This window comes from Microlunatus sagamiharensis (assembly GCF_900105785.1).
Lineage (GTDB): Bacteria > Actinomycetota > Actinomycetes > Propionibacteriales > Propionibacteriaceae > Microlunatus > Microlunatus sagamiharensis.
This window is the reverse complement of record NZ_LT629799.1, coordinates 393,000-406,668: the sequence shown is the minus strand read 5'-3', so window position 1 is coordinate 406,668 and position 13,669 is coordinate 393,000. Positions and strand designations below refer to the sequence as shown.

Below are 13,669 nucleotides of genomic sequence, written 5' to 3'. Positions count from 1 at the left end.
GCGAACCGCCCGGAGCGACCCCCCGCCGACGGCCCGGCACGCACGCCATGATGGCGTGCGTGACCGGGCCGCTGACGACTCTGGAACCGCTCCCGCCGGCCCTCCCGCTGCCCGAGGCGTACGACCGCCACCACCCGGGCGCCGACCAGCGGGCCGTGCTCGCCGGGCTCGTCGGGCGGAGGCCCTGGGCGCGGCTGACCTGGGCGGCGCTGGTCGAGGAGCTGCTCGCGCTCGGCCGCACCGACGTGGCGCTGGCCAAGCTGGCTGAGTCTCACGTCGACGCGGTCCGCATCCTCGACCAGGCGGGTTCGCGGCCCGAGCCCGGCGCCCTGTACGGCGTGTGGGCCTCCCGCTCGGCCTGGACCGGGCTCGCGGCGACCGAGGCCGCCGACGGCGGGCTCGAGGTCTCGGGCACGCTCCGGTTCACCTCCGGCGGCGGCGTGCTCGACCGGGCCCTGGTCCCCGTCTGGCTCGACGAGGACCACCACGTGCTGCTCGACCTCGACGTGACCGGGCTCGACCACGACACGAGCTTTTGGCGTACGGCGGCCATGGCGCCCACCCACACCTCCGAGGTCCGCGTCGAGCGCCTCGTCGTGCCCGCGTCCGCCCAGCGTGGACCGGTCGACTTCTACCTGTCCCGGCCCGGCTTCTGGGCCGGCGGCGCGGGGGTGGCCGCCTGCTGGGCCGGCGGGGCCGCCCGGGTCGTCGACGTCCTGCGGGCCTTCCACCCGCGCCCGAACCCGGCCCAGCAGGTGCGGTTCGGGGGTCTGCGAGCCGACCTGGCCGTCGCCGCGGGCGCGGTCCGGGCCGGCGCCCGGCTCCTCGACGACCCCACGACCGACACCACGGCCGTGGCCCTGGAGGTCCGGACCGTCGTGGTCCAGGCCGTGCACCGCGTCCTGGCGTCGGCCCGCCTGCTCACCGGACCGACCGGCCTCGCCCTCGACGACGACGTCGCCCACGCGGTCCCCGACCTCGAGCTCTACACGCTCCAGCACAACCTCGACGGCGCGCTGGCCGACCTCGGCACGGTCGAGGCATGAGGCGGCGCCGGGACGAGCGCCTCGCCCCTCCGCGCGATCCGGCCGCGCCGTCCGGTCCCGATGCGACGGTGGTGACCGGGTCGGGGCACCACGTCGACGTCTGGCGACGCCGCGCCGCCGCGAGCCCGCAGGTGGACGTCGCCGCCTTGCGCGACCTCGTCGGGGAGGGAGCGGAGCTGCTGATCTTCTCGGCGCACCCGGACGACGAGACGATCGGGGCCGGGCGCCTGCTCGCGGCGTGGCGCCGCTCCGGAGCGCGCGCGGCAGCCGTCCTCGCCACGGCGGGCGAGGCCTGCGTGGACCACGTCGGAGCCCGGCCGCCCGGGCTGGTCGCGCGCCGGCTGGCCGAGTGGGCGGCCGCGCTGGCCGTCCTCGACGTCGAGCCCGGCGAGACGTACGGGCTCCCCGACAGCGGGCTGGAGGACGTGCAGCACTCGCTGGACACCGCCGTGGCCACGACGCTGGCCGCGACCCTGGCGCAGGGCGGCCCGGCCGGCCGGCTCGTCCTGCTGGCGCCCCACCCCCTGGACCCGCACCCCGACCACCAGGCCGTGGGTCGTGCGGTCGCCGCGGCCGGGGCTCGCGCCGGGGTGCCCGTCTGGCACTTCGGGGTATGGCTCACCTACTGGGGCGACCCCGCTACCGACCTCGGCGGCCGGCTGGTGCGCGTCCGTGCCGAGGAGGCCGACGACCGGGCCTGGCGCGACGCCGTCGACTGCTTCGAGAGCCAGACCGCCCCGCTCGCCGAGGGCTGGGGCGCCGTCGTCCCGCCCGAGATGCTCGCGCACCACGACCAGCAGCTGCTGGTGCTGCCCGCCGAGGGCCCAGCCGCGTGACCGACCCGGCCCTCGTGCCCGAGACGCCCGACGTCCTCGTGGCCGTCCCGGCCCGCGACGAGGAGGAGGCGATCGAGCGCTGCCTGACCTCGGTGGTGGCCGCGCTGCGGGTCGCCGTCGACGCCGGCCGCGTCGCGCGGGTCCGCGTCGCCGTCGCGGCGCACCGGTGCCGGGACGCGACGGCCGAGCGCGCCCGCCACCTGCTCGAGGCGAGCGGCCTGGAGCACCTGGTCCTCGACGACGAGACCTCGGCGACCGTCGGTGAGGTCCGCACCGCGCTGGTCCGGGCCGCCCTGCGCACCGCTCCCCCGTTCGGGTCCGAGCGCACGTGGTTGCTCTCGACCGACGCCGACACGGTCGTCGGGACCGACTGGGTGACCGGTCTGCTCGACGTGGCGGGGCGCACCGGTGCCGACCTCGTCGCCGGCTTCGTCGCGCTCGACGACTGGCGCCCCGACCCGGGCGCGGCGGCGGCGTACGACGAGATCCTGCGGGCCGGGCTCACCGCCGAGGGGCACGAGCACGTGTGGGCCGCGAACCTCGCCGTCTCGGCCGCCGCCTTCGAGGTGGCGGGAGGCTTCCCCTCGGTGGGCCACGGGGAGGAGCGCCACCTGGCCGGGCGCGTGAGCGCCGCGGGCGGTCTGGTCGTCGGCTCCCTGTCGCCGGTCGTCGTGACCTCGGCGAGGATGCCGGGCCGCGCCGCCCACGGACTCGGCGACCTCCTGCGGCGCCTGTCCGCCGACGGCGGCGTCGCCGAGGCGTCCTGACCCGTCGCCGGCCCGGGCCCGCCGGCCGGCGCCCTGCTAGTCCACGGCGCCCGCGTCCGCGCCCCGTGCGGCCAGGTACGCCTCGAGCCGACCGGTGCCCTCCTGGAGCACCCGGCGGGCCACCGCGAGGTCGGCCTCGTCGGCGCCGGCGAACGAGACGTCCAGGGCCAGCGCCACCGGGTCGGGCAGCTGTGACCACAGGTCTCGGCCGGCGTCGGTGACGCTCAGCCGCCGCTGCCGCTGGTCGGCGGCGTCGGCGTGCTGGTCGACCAGGCCCTTGCGCACCAGCGTGGCCACCACGCCGCTCAGCGTCGCCCGCTCCACGCGGAGCAGCCGGCTCAGGTCGCGCTGCAGGGTGGGTCCGACGTTCACGAGGCGGTGCAGCACGTACCACTGGGTCGGGCCCAGGTCGTGCTCGCGCAGCACCGCCTCGACCAGGGCCCGGGACGTGAGGTGATACCTCTTCGCCCAGGCCCCGACCGAGTCGTGCTGGTCGTGCTCGTCAGCCATGCGTCTCGCCAGGCGTGCCGTCGGTCGGCCACGGTGCGTCAGCCACCCGCCATGGCTACCACGGGATGGTCTCGCCCTTCCAGCGCGTAAAGGTGCCCGTGGGTCCGTCCGGCCCGAGCAGGGCCACCCGGACGACCTCGCGCGACCCGTCCTCGAGCGAGTCCGTGCCGGCGTAGTTGTTCAGCGCGGTGCTCGTGAAGCCCGGCGAGACCAGGTTGATCTTGATCCCGGTGCCCTCGAGCTCGACCATCATGGCCATGGTCATCGCGTTCTCCGCGGTCTTCGACGCCGCGTAGCCCGGCCCGTACATCGCGCGGTAGGGGAACGACGGGTCCGCCGTCGACCCCAGCGAACCGACACCGCTCGAGACGTTGACGATCCGGGCGTCGGAGGACTCGCGCAGCAGCGGCAGCATCGCCTGGTAGACGGCGAGCACGCCGAAGACGTTGACGTCCCAGATGGCGCGGACCTCGTCGAGCGAGGCGACGCTCGCCCTCGACGTGGCCGCGATCTCCTCCGGGGTCTCGGTGCCACCACGCGTGTTGGAGATCCCGGCGTTGCTCACGAGCAGGTCGAGCCGGCCGTGCTCGTCACGGATGCGCCCCGCCGCCGCGGCGATGGACGCGAGGTCGGTCACGTCGATCTGGAGGGCGGTCGCGCCCTCCCCGATCTCGGCCGCCGCGGCCTCGCCCCGGCCCAGGTCGCGGGAGCCGACGTAGACCCTCACCCCGGCCGCGGCGAGCTCCTTGGCGACCTGGAAGCCGACTCCCTGGTTGGCCCCGGTGACCAGGGCGACGCGTTCTGCGGGCATGGTGCCCTCCTCTGCTCGTTCGTCAGGTACCTCACGATTATTCGTCAGGTACCTGACGAACACAAGAGCCCTGTGTCGAGGAGGATCAGCGCCGCGCTGCGCGCTCCAGCGAACGTTCCATCGTGCGGTAGGTGAGCGCGAAGTGGCCCTGCGCGATCCGCTGCGCCCGCTCGGCGTCGCCCTCGACGACGGCGGCGACCAGCTCGCCGTGCTCGTGCAGGGCCTGGGCGAAGAACTCGGGCTCGTACGGCTCCGCGCCGAAGCCCAGGGTCGCCGCGGCGGTGAGGTGCGCGCTCAGCGCGGTCAGGTGCGGGTTGCCCGCGGCCGCGCAGATCAGCCCGTGCAGGCGGCGGTCCCAGGCCCGGGCCAGCTCCATGGTCGTGCCGGTGGTGGCGAAGGCGGCCAGCGCCTCGGTCAGCTCGGTCCGCTGCTGCGGCGTACGACGCTCCGCCGCGGTGCGCGCGATCAGGCCCTCGACCAGGCAGCGGTAGTCGAAGAGGTCGCGCAGCCGGGGCAGCTCGGTCTCGAGCGTGCGGCGGGCCTCCTCCGGCGCGACGTCCTCCCACGCCTGCGTGGTGACGAAGGTCCCGCCGTGGCGCCCGCGCTTGGCGACGACGAGGCCCAGCTCGCCCACACGCTGCAGCGCCTGCCGCACGGTGACCCGGCTGACCTCGAGCCGGGTGGCCAGCTCGCGCTCCGACGGCAGCCGCTCGCCGGGCGAGAAGGTCCCGACCGCGATCGCGGTCACCAGGCGGCAGGCGACGTCCTCCGTCACGCTCGCGGGCCTCAGGGCGCCGGCAGCCGTCACAAGACCGTCACGAGACGCGTCGTCCAAAGGTATTGAGACCACACCTTTACCGTGTTTGACTGCCGTCGCCGATCATCGAACTCTCAGGGGAGCCGGACGTGAGCAGTGTAGGAGCGACGCCTGTGGAGGCGCCGGAGGACGGCGTGACGACCGGGACCGTGCCCTTCCGCGGCCACGAGACCTGGTACCGCGTGACCGGCACGATCGACCCGCAGTCGGAGCGCGCGCCGCTGGTCGTGCTGCACGGCGGACCCGGCGCCGCGCACAACTACACGCTGGCGATGACCGCCCTCGCCGACGACGGTCGCGCGGTCGTCCACTACGACCAGCTCGGCTGCGGGCGCAGCACCCACCTGCCCGACGCCGACCCCTCCTTCTGGACCGTCGAGCTCTTCGTCGCCGAGCTGCGCGCGGTCGTCGAGCACCTCGGCATCGCCGACCGCTTCCACCTGCTCGGCCAGTCCTGGGGCGGCATGCTCGGGCCGGAGGTCGTGCTCGCCGACGACAGCGGCATCCTCTCGCTGTCGATCTGCGACAGCCCGGCGTCGATGCCGCTGTGGCTGCAGGCCGCCAACGAGCTGCGCGACGAGCTCCCCGCCGACGTGCAGGCGACCCTCCTCGCCCACGAGGAGGCCGGCACGACCGACTCGGCCGAGTACAAGGCCGCCGAGGAGGTCTTCTACGACCGCCACGTCTGCCGCGTGGTGCCCAACCCGCCCGAGGTCACCGCGAGCTTCGCCCAGATCGACGACGACCCGACCGTCTACCACGCGATGAACGGGCCGAGCGAGTTCCACGTGATCGGCTCCCTCAAGGAGTGGTCGGTCGTCGACCGCGTGCAGGACATCCGGGTCCCGACGCTGGTCGTCGCCGGCGCGTACGACGAGGCCAAGCCGATCGTGTGGCAGCCCTTCGTCGAGCGCATCCCCGACGTGCGCAGCCACGTCTTCCCCTCCTCCAGCCACATGCCCCACGTCGAGGAGCCCGAGGCCTTCACCGAGGTCGTCGGGGCCTTCCTCCGCGAGCACGACTGAACACGACAGCTCCCCCGCAGCACCCCTGAGCCCCACCCACGCGCCCTGAGCCTGTCGAAGGGCCCCACCCCACGCCTCGAAGGACCCCTATGCCCAAGCAGCCCGACGCGCCCGCGTCCGAGCTCGCCGAGTTCGGCTACAAGCAGGAGCTGAACCGGACGCTCTCCACCACCGACCTGATCGTCTACGGCCTGGTGTTCATGGTGCCGATCGCCCCCTGGGCGATCTTCGGCGTCGTCTTCAACGAGGCCAAGGGCATGGTCCCGCTGGTCTACATCATCGGGCTGGTCGCGATGATCTTCACCGCGCTGTCGTACGCCCAGATGAGCAAGGCCTTCCCCATCGCCGGCTCGGTCTACTCCTACGTCGGGCGCGCGCTGCACCCGGTGCTCGGCTTCTTCGCCGGCTGGACGATCCTGCTCGACTACCTGCTGGTGCCGACGCTGCTCTACGTCTTCGCCGCCGAGTCGATGTCGGGCATCTTCCCAGGCGTGCCCAAGCCGCTGTGGATCATCGTCTTCCTCGTGATCAACACCGCGGTCAACTACGTCGGCATCTCCTTCACCGCGATCGTCAACCGGCTCTTCCTCGCCGCCGAGCTGGTCTTCGTGGTGATCTTCGTGATCATGGCGGTCGTGGCGATCAGCCGTGGCACCGACGGCGCCGCGTTCACGACCGCACCGCTCTTCAACGCCGACCTCTTCACCCCGCAGCTCGCCGCCGCGGCGCTGTCGATCGCGGTGCTGAGCTTCCTCGGCTTCGACGGCATCGCCACGCTGAGCGAGGAGGCCAAGGGCGGTCGCCGCTCCGCCGGCATCGCCATGATCAGCGGCCTGGTCCTGGTCGCGATCTTCTTCGTCACCCAGACCTGGCTCGCCGCGATGCTCGTCCCGGGCCGCACCGAGTTCGGCGAGGACGAGGCCAACAACGCCTTCTTCGGCCTCGTCGGCCAGATCAGCGGCAGCGGCTGGATGGTCGCCTTCCTGGCCATGAACGCGCTCGCCGTCGGCATCGCCAACGCGGTCGCCGCCCAGAGCGCCACGTCCCGCCTGCTCTTCTCGATGAGCCGCGACGGCCGCCTGCCGCGCTTCCTGGCCCACATCGACCCCAAGAGCAAGGCGCCGCAGCGCGCGATCCTGCTGGTCGCCGGCCTCACCCTGGTGCTCGGCCTCGTCTTCGTCGGCCAGATCGACGTGATCTCGACGCTGGTCAACTTCGGAGCCCTGACCAGCTTCCTGCTGCTGCACGTGTCGGTGATCGGCTACTACGCCGTCAAGCGGCGCAGCAAGAACGTCTTCCTGCACTGGGTCTCGCCGATCCTCGGCTTCCTGATCATCGGCTTCGTGCTCTACAACGCCGACGCCTCCGCCAAGATCGGCGGCGTCATCTGGCTCGGCGTCGGGGCGCTCGTGCTCCTCTACTACACGCGCAAGGGCACTGGTGTGCTCGAGGAGCACGCCGCCGACCCCTTCACGACCGCCGAGTCCGGGTCGAGCCTGGAGGCCGACCGCGCATGAGCGAGCACTTCCTCGGGCGCGAGCACGGCGTCGCCGCCTTCAGCCCCACCCGCGAGCCGGTGCTGCGGGTCGCCCCCGGCCAGGGCGACCGCATCACCTTCGAGACCGACGACGCCGCGTACGCCCAGATGGAGCAGTTCGGCGACCTCGCCAAGGTCACCGCCACCATCAACCCGGTCACCGGGCCGGTGTTCATCGAGGGCGCCGAGCCGGGCGACGTGCTCGCCGTGACCATCCACGCGATCGACGTCGCCGAGCAGGGCTGGTCGGTCTCCATCCCGGGCGCCGGCGCTCTGTCCGAGGTCATGGGCCCGGAGTTCTTCGTCCGCCGCGTCCCCGTGCGTGACGGCCGGGTGCAGCTGACCGACACGCTCGACTGCGCCGCGGCGCCGATGATCGGCTGCCTGGGCGTCGCGCCCGCCGACGTCGACGGGTCGACGGTCATGCCGACCTACCCGACCGGCGGCAACATGGACCTGACCGACGCGAAGGTCGGCAGCACGGTCTACCTGCCGGTGCAGGTCCCGGGCGCGCTGCTCAGCGTCGGCGACCTCCACGCGGTGATGGCGCGGGCGGAGTCGACGTTCGTGGCCATCGAGATCGCCGGCACCGCGACCCTGTCGGTCGACCTGGTCAAGGGCCGCACGATCCGCGGGCCGCAGGTCGACACCGGCGACGAGTGGGTCTGCGTCGGCCTCGGCGACCCCGTGCAGGACTCGATCGTCATGGCGTACGAGTCGCTGTACGAGGTCATGACGCAAGACCATGGCTGGAGCCGCGAGGACGCGTACGTCGTGCTCAGCGCCCTCGGCCACACCGAGCTCGGCGGGCCCACCGGCTCCTCCGACCCGGACCCGCTGCACCCCTTCCGTGCCGTCGGCGCCGTCACCCTCGCCCGGATCGCCAAGGACGTCCTGCTCACCGGGGGCCGCTGACCCGGCACCGACCGACCACGACGAGAGGCACCCCTTCCGCACGGCTCGTAGTGTGGAGCGGTGCCTCTCTTCGGTCGCTGGAGGAAGAAGCGGGAGCCCCGCGAGCCGGTCCCAGCCGACGACGCGCTGGTGCCGCTGGACGTCGAGCAGGCCGCGCGCCTGCGCCAGCTCGTCCGCGACGACCTCGGCCGACGCGGGCTCGAGGGCGAGGTGTTCGCCGACCACGTCGTGACCGCCGACCACCAGCTCGGCCTGCACAACCTGGCCAAGACCGTGGCGCCGGAGGACGCCGGGGCCTGGTCCCGGTTGGTCGGGCACCACCTCGACCTCATGCTCGAGCCCGCCGGCGAGGACGAGATGAGCGACGAGCACCTGCGCCGCTCGGTCATCGTCCGGCTCGCGCAGGACGCCCCCGAGCTCCGCGAGATCTTCCCCGACGTCCGCGAGGTCGCGCCCGGGCTGGTCCTGGTGCTGTGCATCGACTACCCGGAGCGGGTCGCGACGGTGGCGCAGTCCTTCTACGAGAGCCGCGGCGGACTCGCCCGCTGGTGGGTCATCGGGCTCGGCAACCTGCGCCGCCAGCTCGAGACCGAGCACATCGACCGGTACGCCATGGGCGAGGACAGCCCGATGCCCCGCTTCGACGTTCTCGAGGGCGACTCGGTCTACACCGCCAGCCTCGCGGCCGTGCTCCCCGAGGTGCTCGCCCTGAACGGCGAGTCCGACCAGGGCCGCGGCGTGCTCGTCGCCGTCCCAGACCGCAAGCGCCTGGTCCTCCGCGTCGTCGAGGGGGCCGAGACGCTGCCGGCGATCGCCGAGATCGCCAAGGTCACCCAGGCCGCGCACTCCTCCTCCGCCGGCCCGCTCAGCCCGCACGTCTACCTCGTCGACGACGAGGGCTGGCACCAGCTCACCCGGATCGAGGAGGGCACGATCTCGATCATGCTCGGGCGCGAGTCCGTGCGCGCCTTCGACCTGGACGACCGCGGCTGACCCACGCCCTCCGGCGAAACGCGAGCGTTGCACGGCATCCGTAGCGTGACGCCCGTGGACGCGCAGACGCTGACGACCGGGTACCGCATCGAGCTGCCGGCCTGGGTGGCCGACGAGGTCGCCGACGTCCCCGAGGTGCTCCCGAACCTCGAGGACCGGATGCGGCTGGTGCACCGCCTCGCCGGACGGAACTTCCTCGAGGGCGGCGGCGGACCCTTCGCCGCGGTCGTCGTCGAGCGCGACTCCGGCCGGGTCGTCTCCGTCGGCGTCAACGTCGTCCTCGGCTGCGGCATCTCGTCGGGCCACGCCGAGGTCACCGCGCTGGGCCTGGCCCAGGCGCGCCTCGGGTCGTGGGACCTCGGGGCCGAGGGCCTGCCCGCGCACGAGCTCGTCGTCAACTGGCGCCCCTGCGTCCAGTGCTACGGCGCCACGCTGTGGTCGGGCGTCCGCTCCCTCGTCGTCGCCGGGGACGGGACCGAGCTCGAGCAGCTCACCGGCTTCGACGAGGGCCCCATGGTCCTCGACTGGCGCGACCAGTTCCGCGCCCGCGGCATCGACGTGACGACCGACGTTCTGCGCCGCGAGGCCGTCGCCACCTGGCAGGCGTACGCCGACCACGTCGCCAGCACCGGTGCGACGGTCTACAACGCCCGGGCCGGCGCGCCCGACGCCTCCTGACCTCGGCCCCCGACCACGATCCCTGAGCCTGTCGAAGGGCAATGAGTTCAGGCCCCCGCAGCGGTCTCCCTCCTCAGCCGAACAAGGAGGCGCCATGCCCAGCGAACCGCGACCCCGCCGCCGCGTCGTCACCGTGCTCACCTGGCTGGGCCGCGCGCTGCTGGCGCTGGTCTTCCTGGGCGCCGGAGTGAGCAAGCTCGTCGGCGAACCCGCCATGGTGACGATGTTCGCCGACATCGGCGCCGGGCAGTGGCTCCGGTACGCCGTCGGCGCGCTCGAGGTCCTGGGCGCGGTCGGGGTCCTGGTGCCGCGGACGAGCCCGCTCGCCGCCGTCGGCCTCGCGCTGCTCATGGTCGGCGCGACCGCGACGAACCTCACCGTCCTCGGTGCGTCGCCCTGGCTCCCGCTCCTGCTGCTGGTCCTCGCCGGCCTCGTCGCCTGGGCGGGCCGCAAGCCGCTCCTCCACGGTTCGCTCACGCCCACCGGCTCCTGAGGCGGGGCTCACTACGCTCGACGTGTGAGCACCTCGAACGGCTGGACCGCGGACGACATCCCCGACCTGATCGGGCTGCGCGCCGTGGTCACCGGCGCCAACAGCGGGCTCGGCCTCCACACGGCCCTCGAGCTCGCCCGCCACGGCGCGTACACGACGCTGGCCTGCCGCAACGAGGAGCGCGGTCGCGCCGCCGTCGAGAAGGTCCGGGCCCAGCTCGGCGACGGTGCCGGCACCGCGGACCTGGCGATCCTCGACCTCTCCGACCTGTCCTCGGTGCGCCGCTTCGCCGAGAGCTGGCAGGGCCCGCTGGACATCCTGGTCAACAACGCCGGGATCATGGCCACGCCCTACTCCCGGACCGCCGACGGCTTCGAGAGCCAGCTCGGGACCAACCACCTCGGCCACTTCGCGCTCACCGGCCTCCTGCTGCCCGCCCTGCGCAGTGCGGACGCGGCCCGCGTCGTCTCGGTGTCGAGCCTCGGCCACCGGATGGGGCGCATCGACTTCGACGACCTGCAGTCCGAGGGGCGCTACCAGCGCTGGCTCGCGTACGGGCAGAGCAAGCTGGCCAACCTGCTCTTCATCCGCGAGCTGGTCCGCCGGCTCAACCGGGCGGGTTCGACGGTGGCGGCCGCCGCGGCGCACCCCGGGGGCTCGGACACCGAGCTCTTCACCGGCTTCGCCGGACGCAGCGGACCGCTCGCGACGTTCGCCAAGCGCGCGAGCTCGCTGATCGGCCAGCCGGCCGCCGCCGGCGCGTGGCCCAGCCTCTACGCCGCGACGATGCCCGACGTGGTGCCGGGCGACTACTTCGGCCCCGACAGCCCGACCGAGAGCCGCGGCAACCCGGTCCGCGTCGGCATGAACGCCCGGGCGCGCGACGCCGTCGTCGGCCGCCGCCTGTGGGACGTGAGCGAGGAGCTCACCGGCGTCACGTACGACCTCCCCCGCTGACGCCGCGGGTCGCGGTTCAGCCGAGCTCGGCGCGCACCACCGTGCGCACGACGTCGAGGTCGACGTCCGCGGCGAGCGCGGCGGCGTCGGGCATGTCGTCGCGCAGCACCTCCAGACCGAAGAGCGCGCGGCTCCAGAAGCCGAAGACCGTCGCACCCACCAGCCGTTCGGCCCGGGTCGTCACCTCCTCCTCCGGGACCTCGCAGCGCTGGACGAGGTGCGCGGCCAGCGCGCTCACGGCGACGCCCACGTACGACGCGTAGAGCGCGGCCGAGGCGTCGGGCAGGCGCTCGGCCTCGGTGACGCCCATCCGGCAGATCCGGACGATCGGCGCGTACGCGAGCAGCTGGCGGAAGCGCGCGCAGTAGCGCACGACGGCCTCGAACGGTTCGTCGGCGTAGTGCGACGGGACGGAGAGCCGCCCCTCGAAGAGCGTGTGCAGCCGCTCGATGCAGGCGCCGAACAGCGCCTCCTTGGTCGGGAAGTGCGCGTAGAGCGAGCGCTTCGACGTCGCGGCGCGGGTCGCGACGACGTCCATCGACGCGCGCTCGTAGCCGAGCTCGAGGAAGACCTGCTTGGCCACGTCGAGGATGTGCTCGTGGAGCACGTCGCCACGGCGAGCCATCGACACTCCCTGCAGTAAACGGTACAGTCGAGTTTACTTAGTACCTCGACCAGGAGTGACCCATGATCGTCCTCTCCTCCGCCACCGGCCACATCGGTGGCCGTGTCCTCGCCCAGCTCCTCGACCACGACGCCGGTGTCGGCCCACAGGTCCGCGTCGTCGTCCGCGACCCCGCCAAGCTTCCCGCCGAGGTGCGTGAGCGCGTCGAGGTCGTCGAGGGCTCCCACCGCGACGCCGCTGTCGTCGACCAGGCGCTGGCCGGCGCCGACGCCCTGTTCTGGCTGATGCCGGCCGACCCGACGGCACCCAGCATCTACGACACCTACGTGACCGCGAGCATCCCCGGCGCCGAGGCGGTCGTGCGGCACGGGGTGCCGCGGGTGGTCACGGTGTCCGCGCTCGGACGGGGCACCGGCCTCTACGCCGGGCACGTCTCGGCGTCGCTCGCCATGGACGACCTCTTCCGCAGCACCGGCGCGCACGTCCGCGTGCTGGCGAACCCGACGTTCATCGACAACCTCGAGCGCCAGGCGCGCTCGCTCGCCGCCGGCGTCCTCACCGGCACCCAGCCGGCCGACCTCGAGGCGCCGATGGTCGCCACACGCGACATCGGCGACGCCGCGGCCCGCCTGCTGCTCGACGACACCTGGAACGGCCAGGACACCGTCGACCTCCTCGGCCCGGAGGACCTGTCGGCCGACGACGTCGCCGCCGTCCTGAGCGAGGTCCTCGCCCGGCCGGTCCGTTACGAGCGCGGCGACCGCGCCGCCGACGTGCAGACCTACCAGCGCTACGGCATGTCCCCCGCGGTCGCGCAGGCCCTGGTCGACATGGACCTGGCCAAGGAGCGCGGCCTGGACACCGCCGTCACCCGCACGCCGAAGAACACGACACCCACGACGCTGCGACAGTGGGCCACCGAGGTGCTCCGCCCGATGATCGAGGAGATGGCATGACCGACCACCGCCCCACCGCGCTCGTCCTCGGGGCCAGCCGCACCATCGGCCTCGCCGTCGTCGAGGAGCTCGTGCACCGGGGCTGGGACGTGGTGGGAACCGTCCGCCGCCCGGGACGGACGGCCCTGCACGACCTCGCCGACCGCAGCGCCGGTCGCGTCGAGGTCGAGACGGCGGACCTGACCGACCGCGGCAGCCTGGTCGCGCTCCGGCGCCGGCTGGACGGCCGCCCGCTCGACCTCGTGCTCGTCAACGGCGCGATCACCCAGGGCGACGTCCCCGGGTCCGACGTGACGCCGGAGTCCTTCACCGAGGTCATGCTCACCAACGCCTGGGGACCGATGGTCGCCGTCGGGGTGCTCGGCGACCTCGTCGCGGAGTCCGGGACCGTCGCGGTGATGTCGTCGAGCCAGGGCAGCATCGCGCTCAACAGCAACGGCGGCCACGACGTCTACCGGGCGAGCAAGTCCGCGCTCAACCAGCTGATGCGCTCCCACGTCGCCCGGCACGCCGACGACCCGCGCACGTTCCTGCTGCTCAACCCGGGCCACATCCAGACCGACCTCGGCGGCCCGGGCGCTCCTCTGACCATCGAGGAGGCCGTGCCCGACGTCGTGGGCACGCTGGTGAGCGTGGCCGGGCGCGGCGGGCTGCACTTCCTCGACCGCTTCGGGCAGACCGTCCCCTGGTGACGGGCCCGTAG

Annotated in this window: 16 protein-coding genes; 12 read left to right on the top strand and 4 right to left on the bottom strand. The window is 73.5% G+C overall.

Annotated features, from left to right (window positions below):
* Positions 1-59 precede the first annotated feature (59 nt).
* The 3 genes from BLU42_RS01805 to BLU42_RS01795 are packed head-to-tail and all read left to right on the top strand — an operon-like array spanning position 60 to position 2,649.
* Positions 60-1,046: a hypothetical protein gene (locus tag BLU42_RS01805; RefSeq protein WP_091072872.1), complete on the top strand. Its 987-nt coding sequence runs from the start codon at positions 60-62 to the stop codon at positions 1,044-1,046.
* A complete protein-coding gene (locus BLU42_RS01800) occupies positions 1,043-1,882 on the top strand; it encodes a PIG-L deacetylase family protein (RefSeq protein WP_091072869.1) in 840 nt (279 codons plus the stop codon). The genes BLU42_RS01805 and BLU42_RS01800 overlap by 4 nt, the downstream gene beginning before the upstream one ends.
* Positions 1,879-2,649 carry a glycosyltransferase gene (locus BLU42_RS01795; protein ID WP_091072867.1) on the top strand — a complete coding sequence of 257 codons (771 nt, stop codon included), beginning with the start codon at positions 1,879-1,881 and terminating at the stop codon, positions 2,647-2,649. The genes BLU42_RS01800 and BLU42_RS01795 overlap by 4 nt, the downstream gene beginning before the upstream one ends.
* A gap of 36 nt (positions 2,650-2,685) precedes the next feature.
* Here the strand turns inward: BLU42_RS01795 and BLU42_RS01790 are convergent, their stop codons facing one another.
* The 3 genes from BLU42_RS01790 to BLU42_RS01780 form a co-directional block, all read right to left on the bottom strand.
* Positions 2,686-3,159: a MarR family winged helix-turn-helix transcriptional regulator gene (locus BLU42_RS01790; protein ID WP_091072864.1), complete on the bottom strand. Its 474-nt coding sequence runs from the start codon at positions 3,157-3,159 to the stop codon at positions 2,686-2,688.
* A gap of 55 nt (positions 3,160-3,214) precedes the next feature.
* Positions 3,215-3,970 carry an SDR family NAD(P)-dependent oxidoreductase gene (locus tag BLU42_RS01785; protein ID WP_091072862.1) on the bottom strand — a complete coding sequence of 252 codons (756 nt, stop codon included), beginning with the start codon at positions 3,968-3,970 and terminating at the stop codon, positions 3,215-3,217.
* Between the two features lie 85 nt (positions 3,971-4,055).
* On the bottom strand, positions 4,056-4,745 hold the full coding sequence (locus tag BLU42_RS01780; RefSeq protein WP_172825729.1) for a FadR/GntR family transcriptional regulator: 690 nt from the start codon (positions 4,743-4,745) through the stop codon (positions 4,056-4,058).
* Between the two features lie 155 nt (positions 4,746-4,900).
* On the opposite strand from BLU42_RS01780, the gene BLU42_RS01775 reads away from it, so the two are divergent.
* The 7 genes from BLU42_RS01775 (at position 4,901) to BLU42_RS01745 (ending at position 11,385) form a co-directional block, all read left to right on the top strand.
* Positions 4,901-5,812: a proline iminopeptidase-family hydrolase gene (locus tag BLU42_RS01775; RefSeq protein ID WP_197680576.1), complete on the top strand. Its 912-nt coding sequence runs from the start codon at positions 4,901-4,903 to the stop codon at positions 5,810-5,812.
* 89 nt (positions 5,813-5,901) lie between these two features.
* Complete coding sequence (locus BLU42_RS01770) at positions 5,902-7,329, top strand: APC family permease (protein ID WP_091072857.1); 1,428 nt, start codon at positions 5,902-5,904, stop codon at positions 7,327-7,329.
* Complete coding sequence (locus BLU42_RS01765) at positions 7,326-8,264, top strand: acetamidase/formamidase family protein (RefSeq protein WP_091072854.1); 939 nt, start codon at positions 7,326-7,328, stop codon at positions 8,262-8,264. The genes BLU42_RS01770 and BLU42_RS01765 overlap by 4 nt, the downstream gene beginning before the upstream one ends.
* Before the next feature lie 60 nt (positions 8,265-8,324).
* Positions 8,325-9,257, top strand: coding sequence for a hypothetical protein (locus BLU42_RS01760; protein ID WP_091072851.1), 933 nt, complete (start codon positions 8,325-8,327; stop codon positions 9,255-9,257).
* Between the two features lie 54 nt (positions 9,258-9,311).
* The gene (locus tag BLU42_RS01755; RefSeq protein WP_197680575.1) at positions 9,312-9,935 is read left to right on the top strand and encodes a tRNA-specific adenosine deaminase; all 624 of its coding nucleotides are present in this window, start codon (positions 9,312-9,314) and stop codon (positions 9,933-9,935) included.
* Between the two features lie 94 nt (positions 9,936-10,029).
* On the top strand, positions 10,030-10,428 hold the full coding sequence (locus BLU42_RS01750) for a DoxX family protein (RefSeq protein ID WP_091072848.1): 399 nt from the start codon (positions 10,030-10,032) through the stop codon (positions 10,426-10,428).
* A gap of 24 nt (positions 10,429-10,452) precedes the next feature.
* On the top strand, positions 10,453-11,385 hold the full coding sequence (locus tag BLU42_RS01745; protein WP_091072845.1) for an oxidoreductase: 933 nt from the start codon (positions 10,453-10,455) through the stop codon (positions 11,383-11,385).
* A gap of 16 nt (positions 11,386-11,401) precedes the next feature.
* On the opposite strand, the gene BLU42_RS01740 is transcribed toward BLU42_RS01745, so the two are convergent.
* Positions 11,402-12,010, bottom strand: a complete 609-nt coding sequence (locus BLU42_RS01740) for a TetR/AcrR family transcriptional regulator (protein ID WP_157719718.1) — start codon at positions 12,008-12,010, stop codon at positions 11,402-11,404.
* A 62-nt stretch (positions 12,011-12,072) separates the two neighbouring features.
* Between BLU42_RS01740 and BLU42_RS01735 the strand changes: the two genes are divergently transcribed.
* Positions 12,073-12,966 carry an NAD(P)H-binding protein gene (locus BLU42_RS01735; protein ID WP_091072841.1) on the top strand — a complete coding sequence of 298 codons (894 nt, stop codon included), beginning with the start codon at positions 12,073-12,075 and terminating at the stop codon, positions 12,964-12,966.
* Entirely contained in the window at positions 12,963-13,658 is a 696-nt protein-coding gene (locus BLU42_RS01730; protein ID WP_091072838.1) for an SDR family NAD(P)-dependent oxidoreductase, read from the top strand. The genes BLU42_RS01735 and BLU42_RS01730 overlap by 4 nt, the downstream gene beginning before the upstream one ends.
* Positions 13,659-13,669 lie beyond the last annotated feature (11 nt).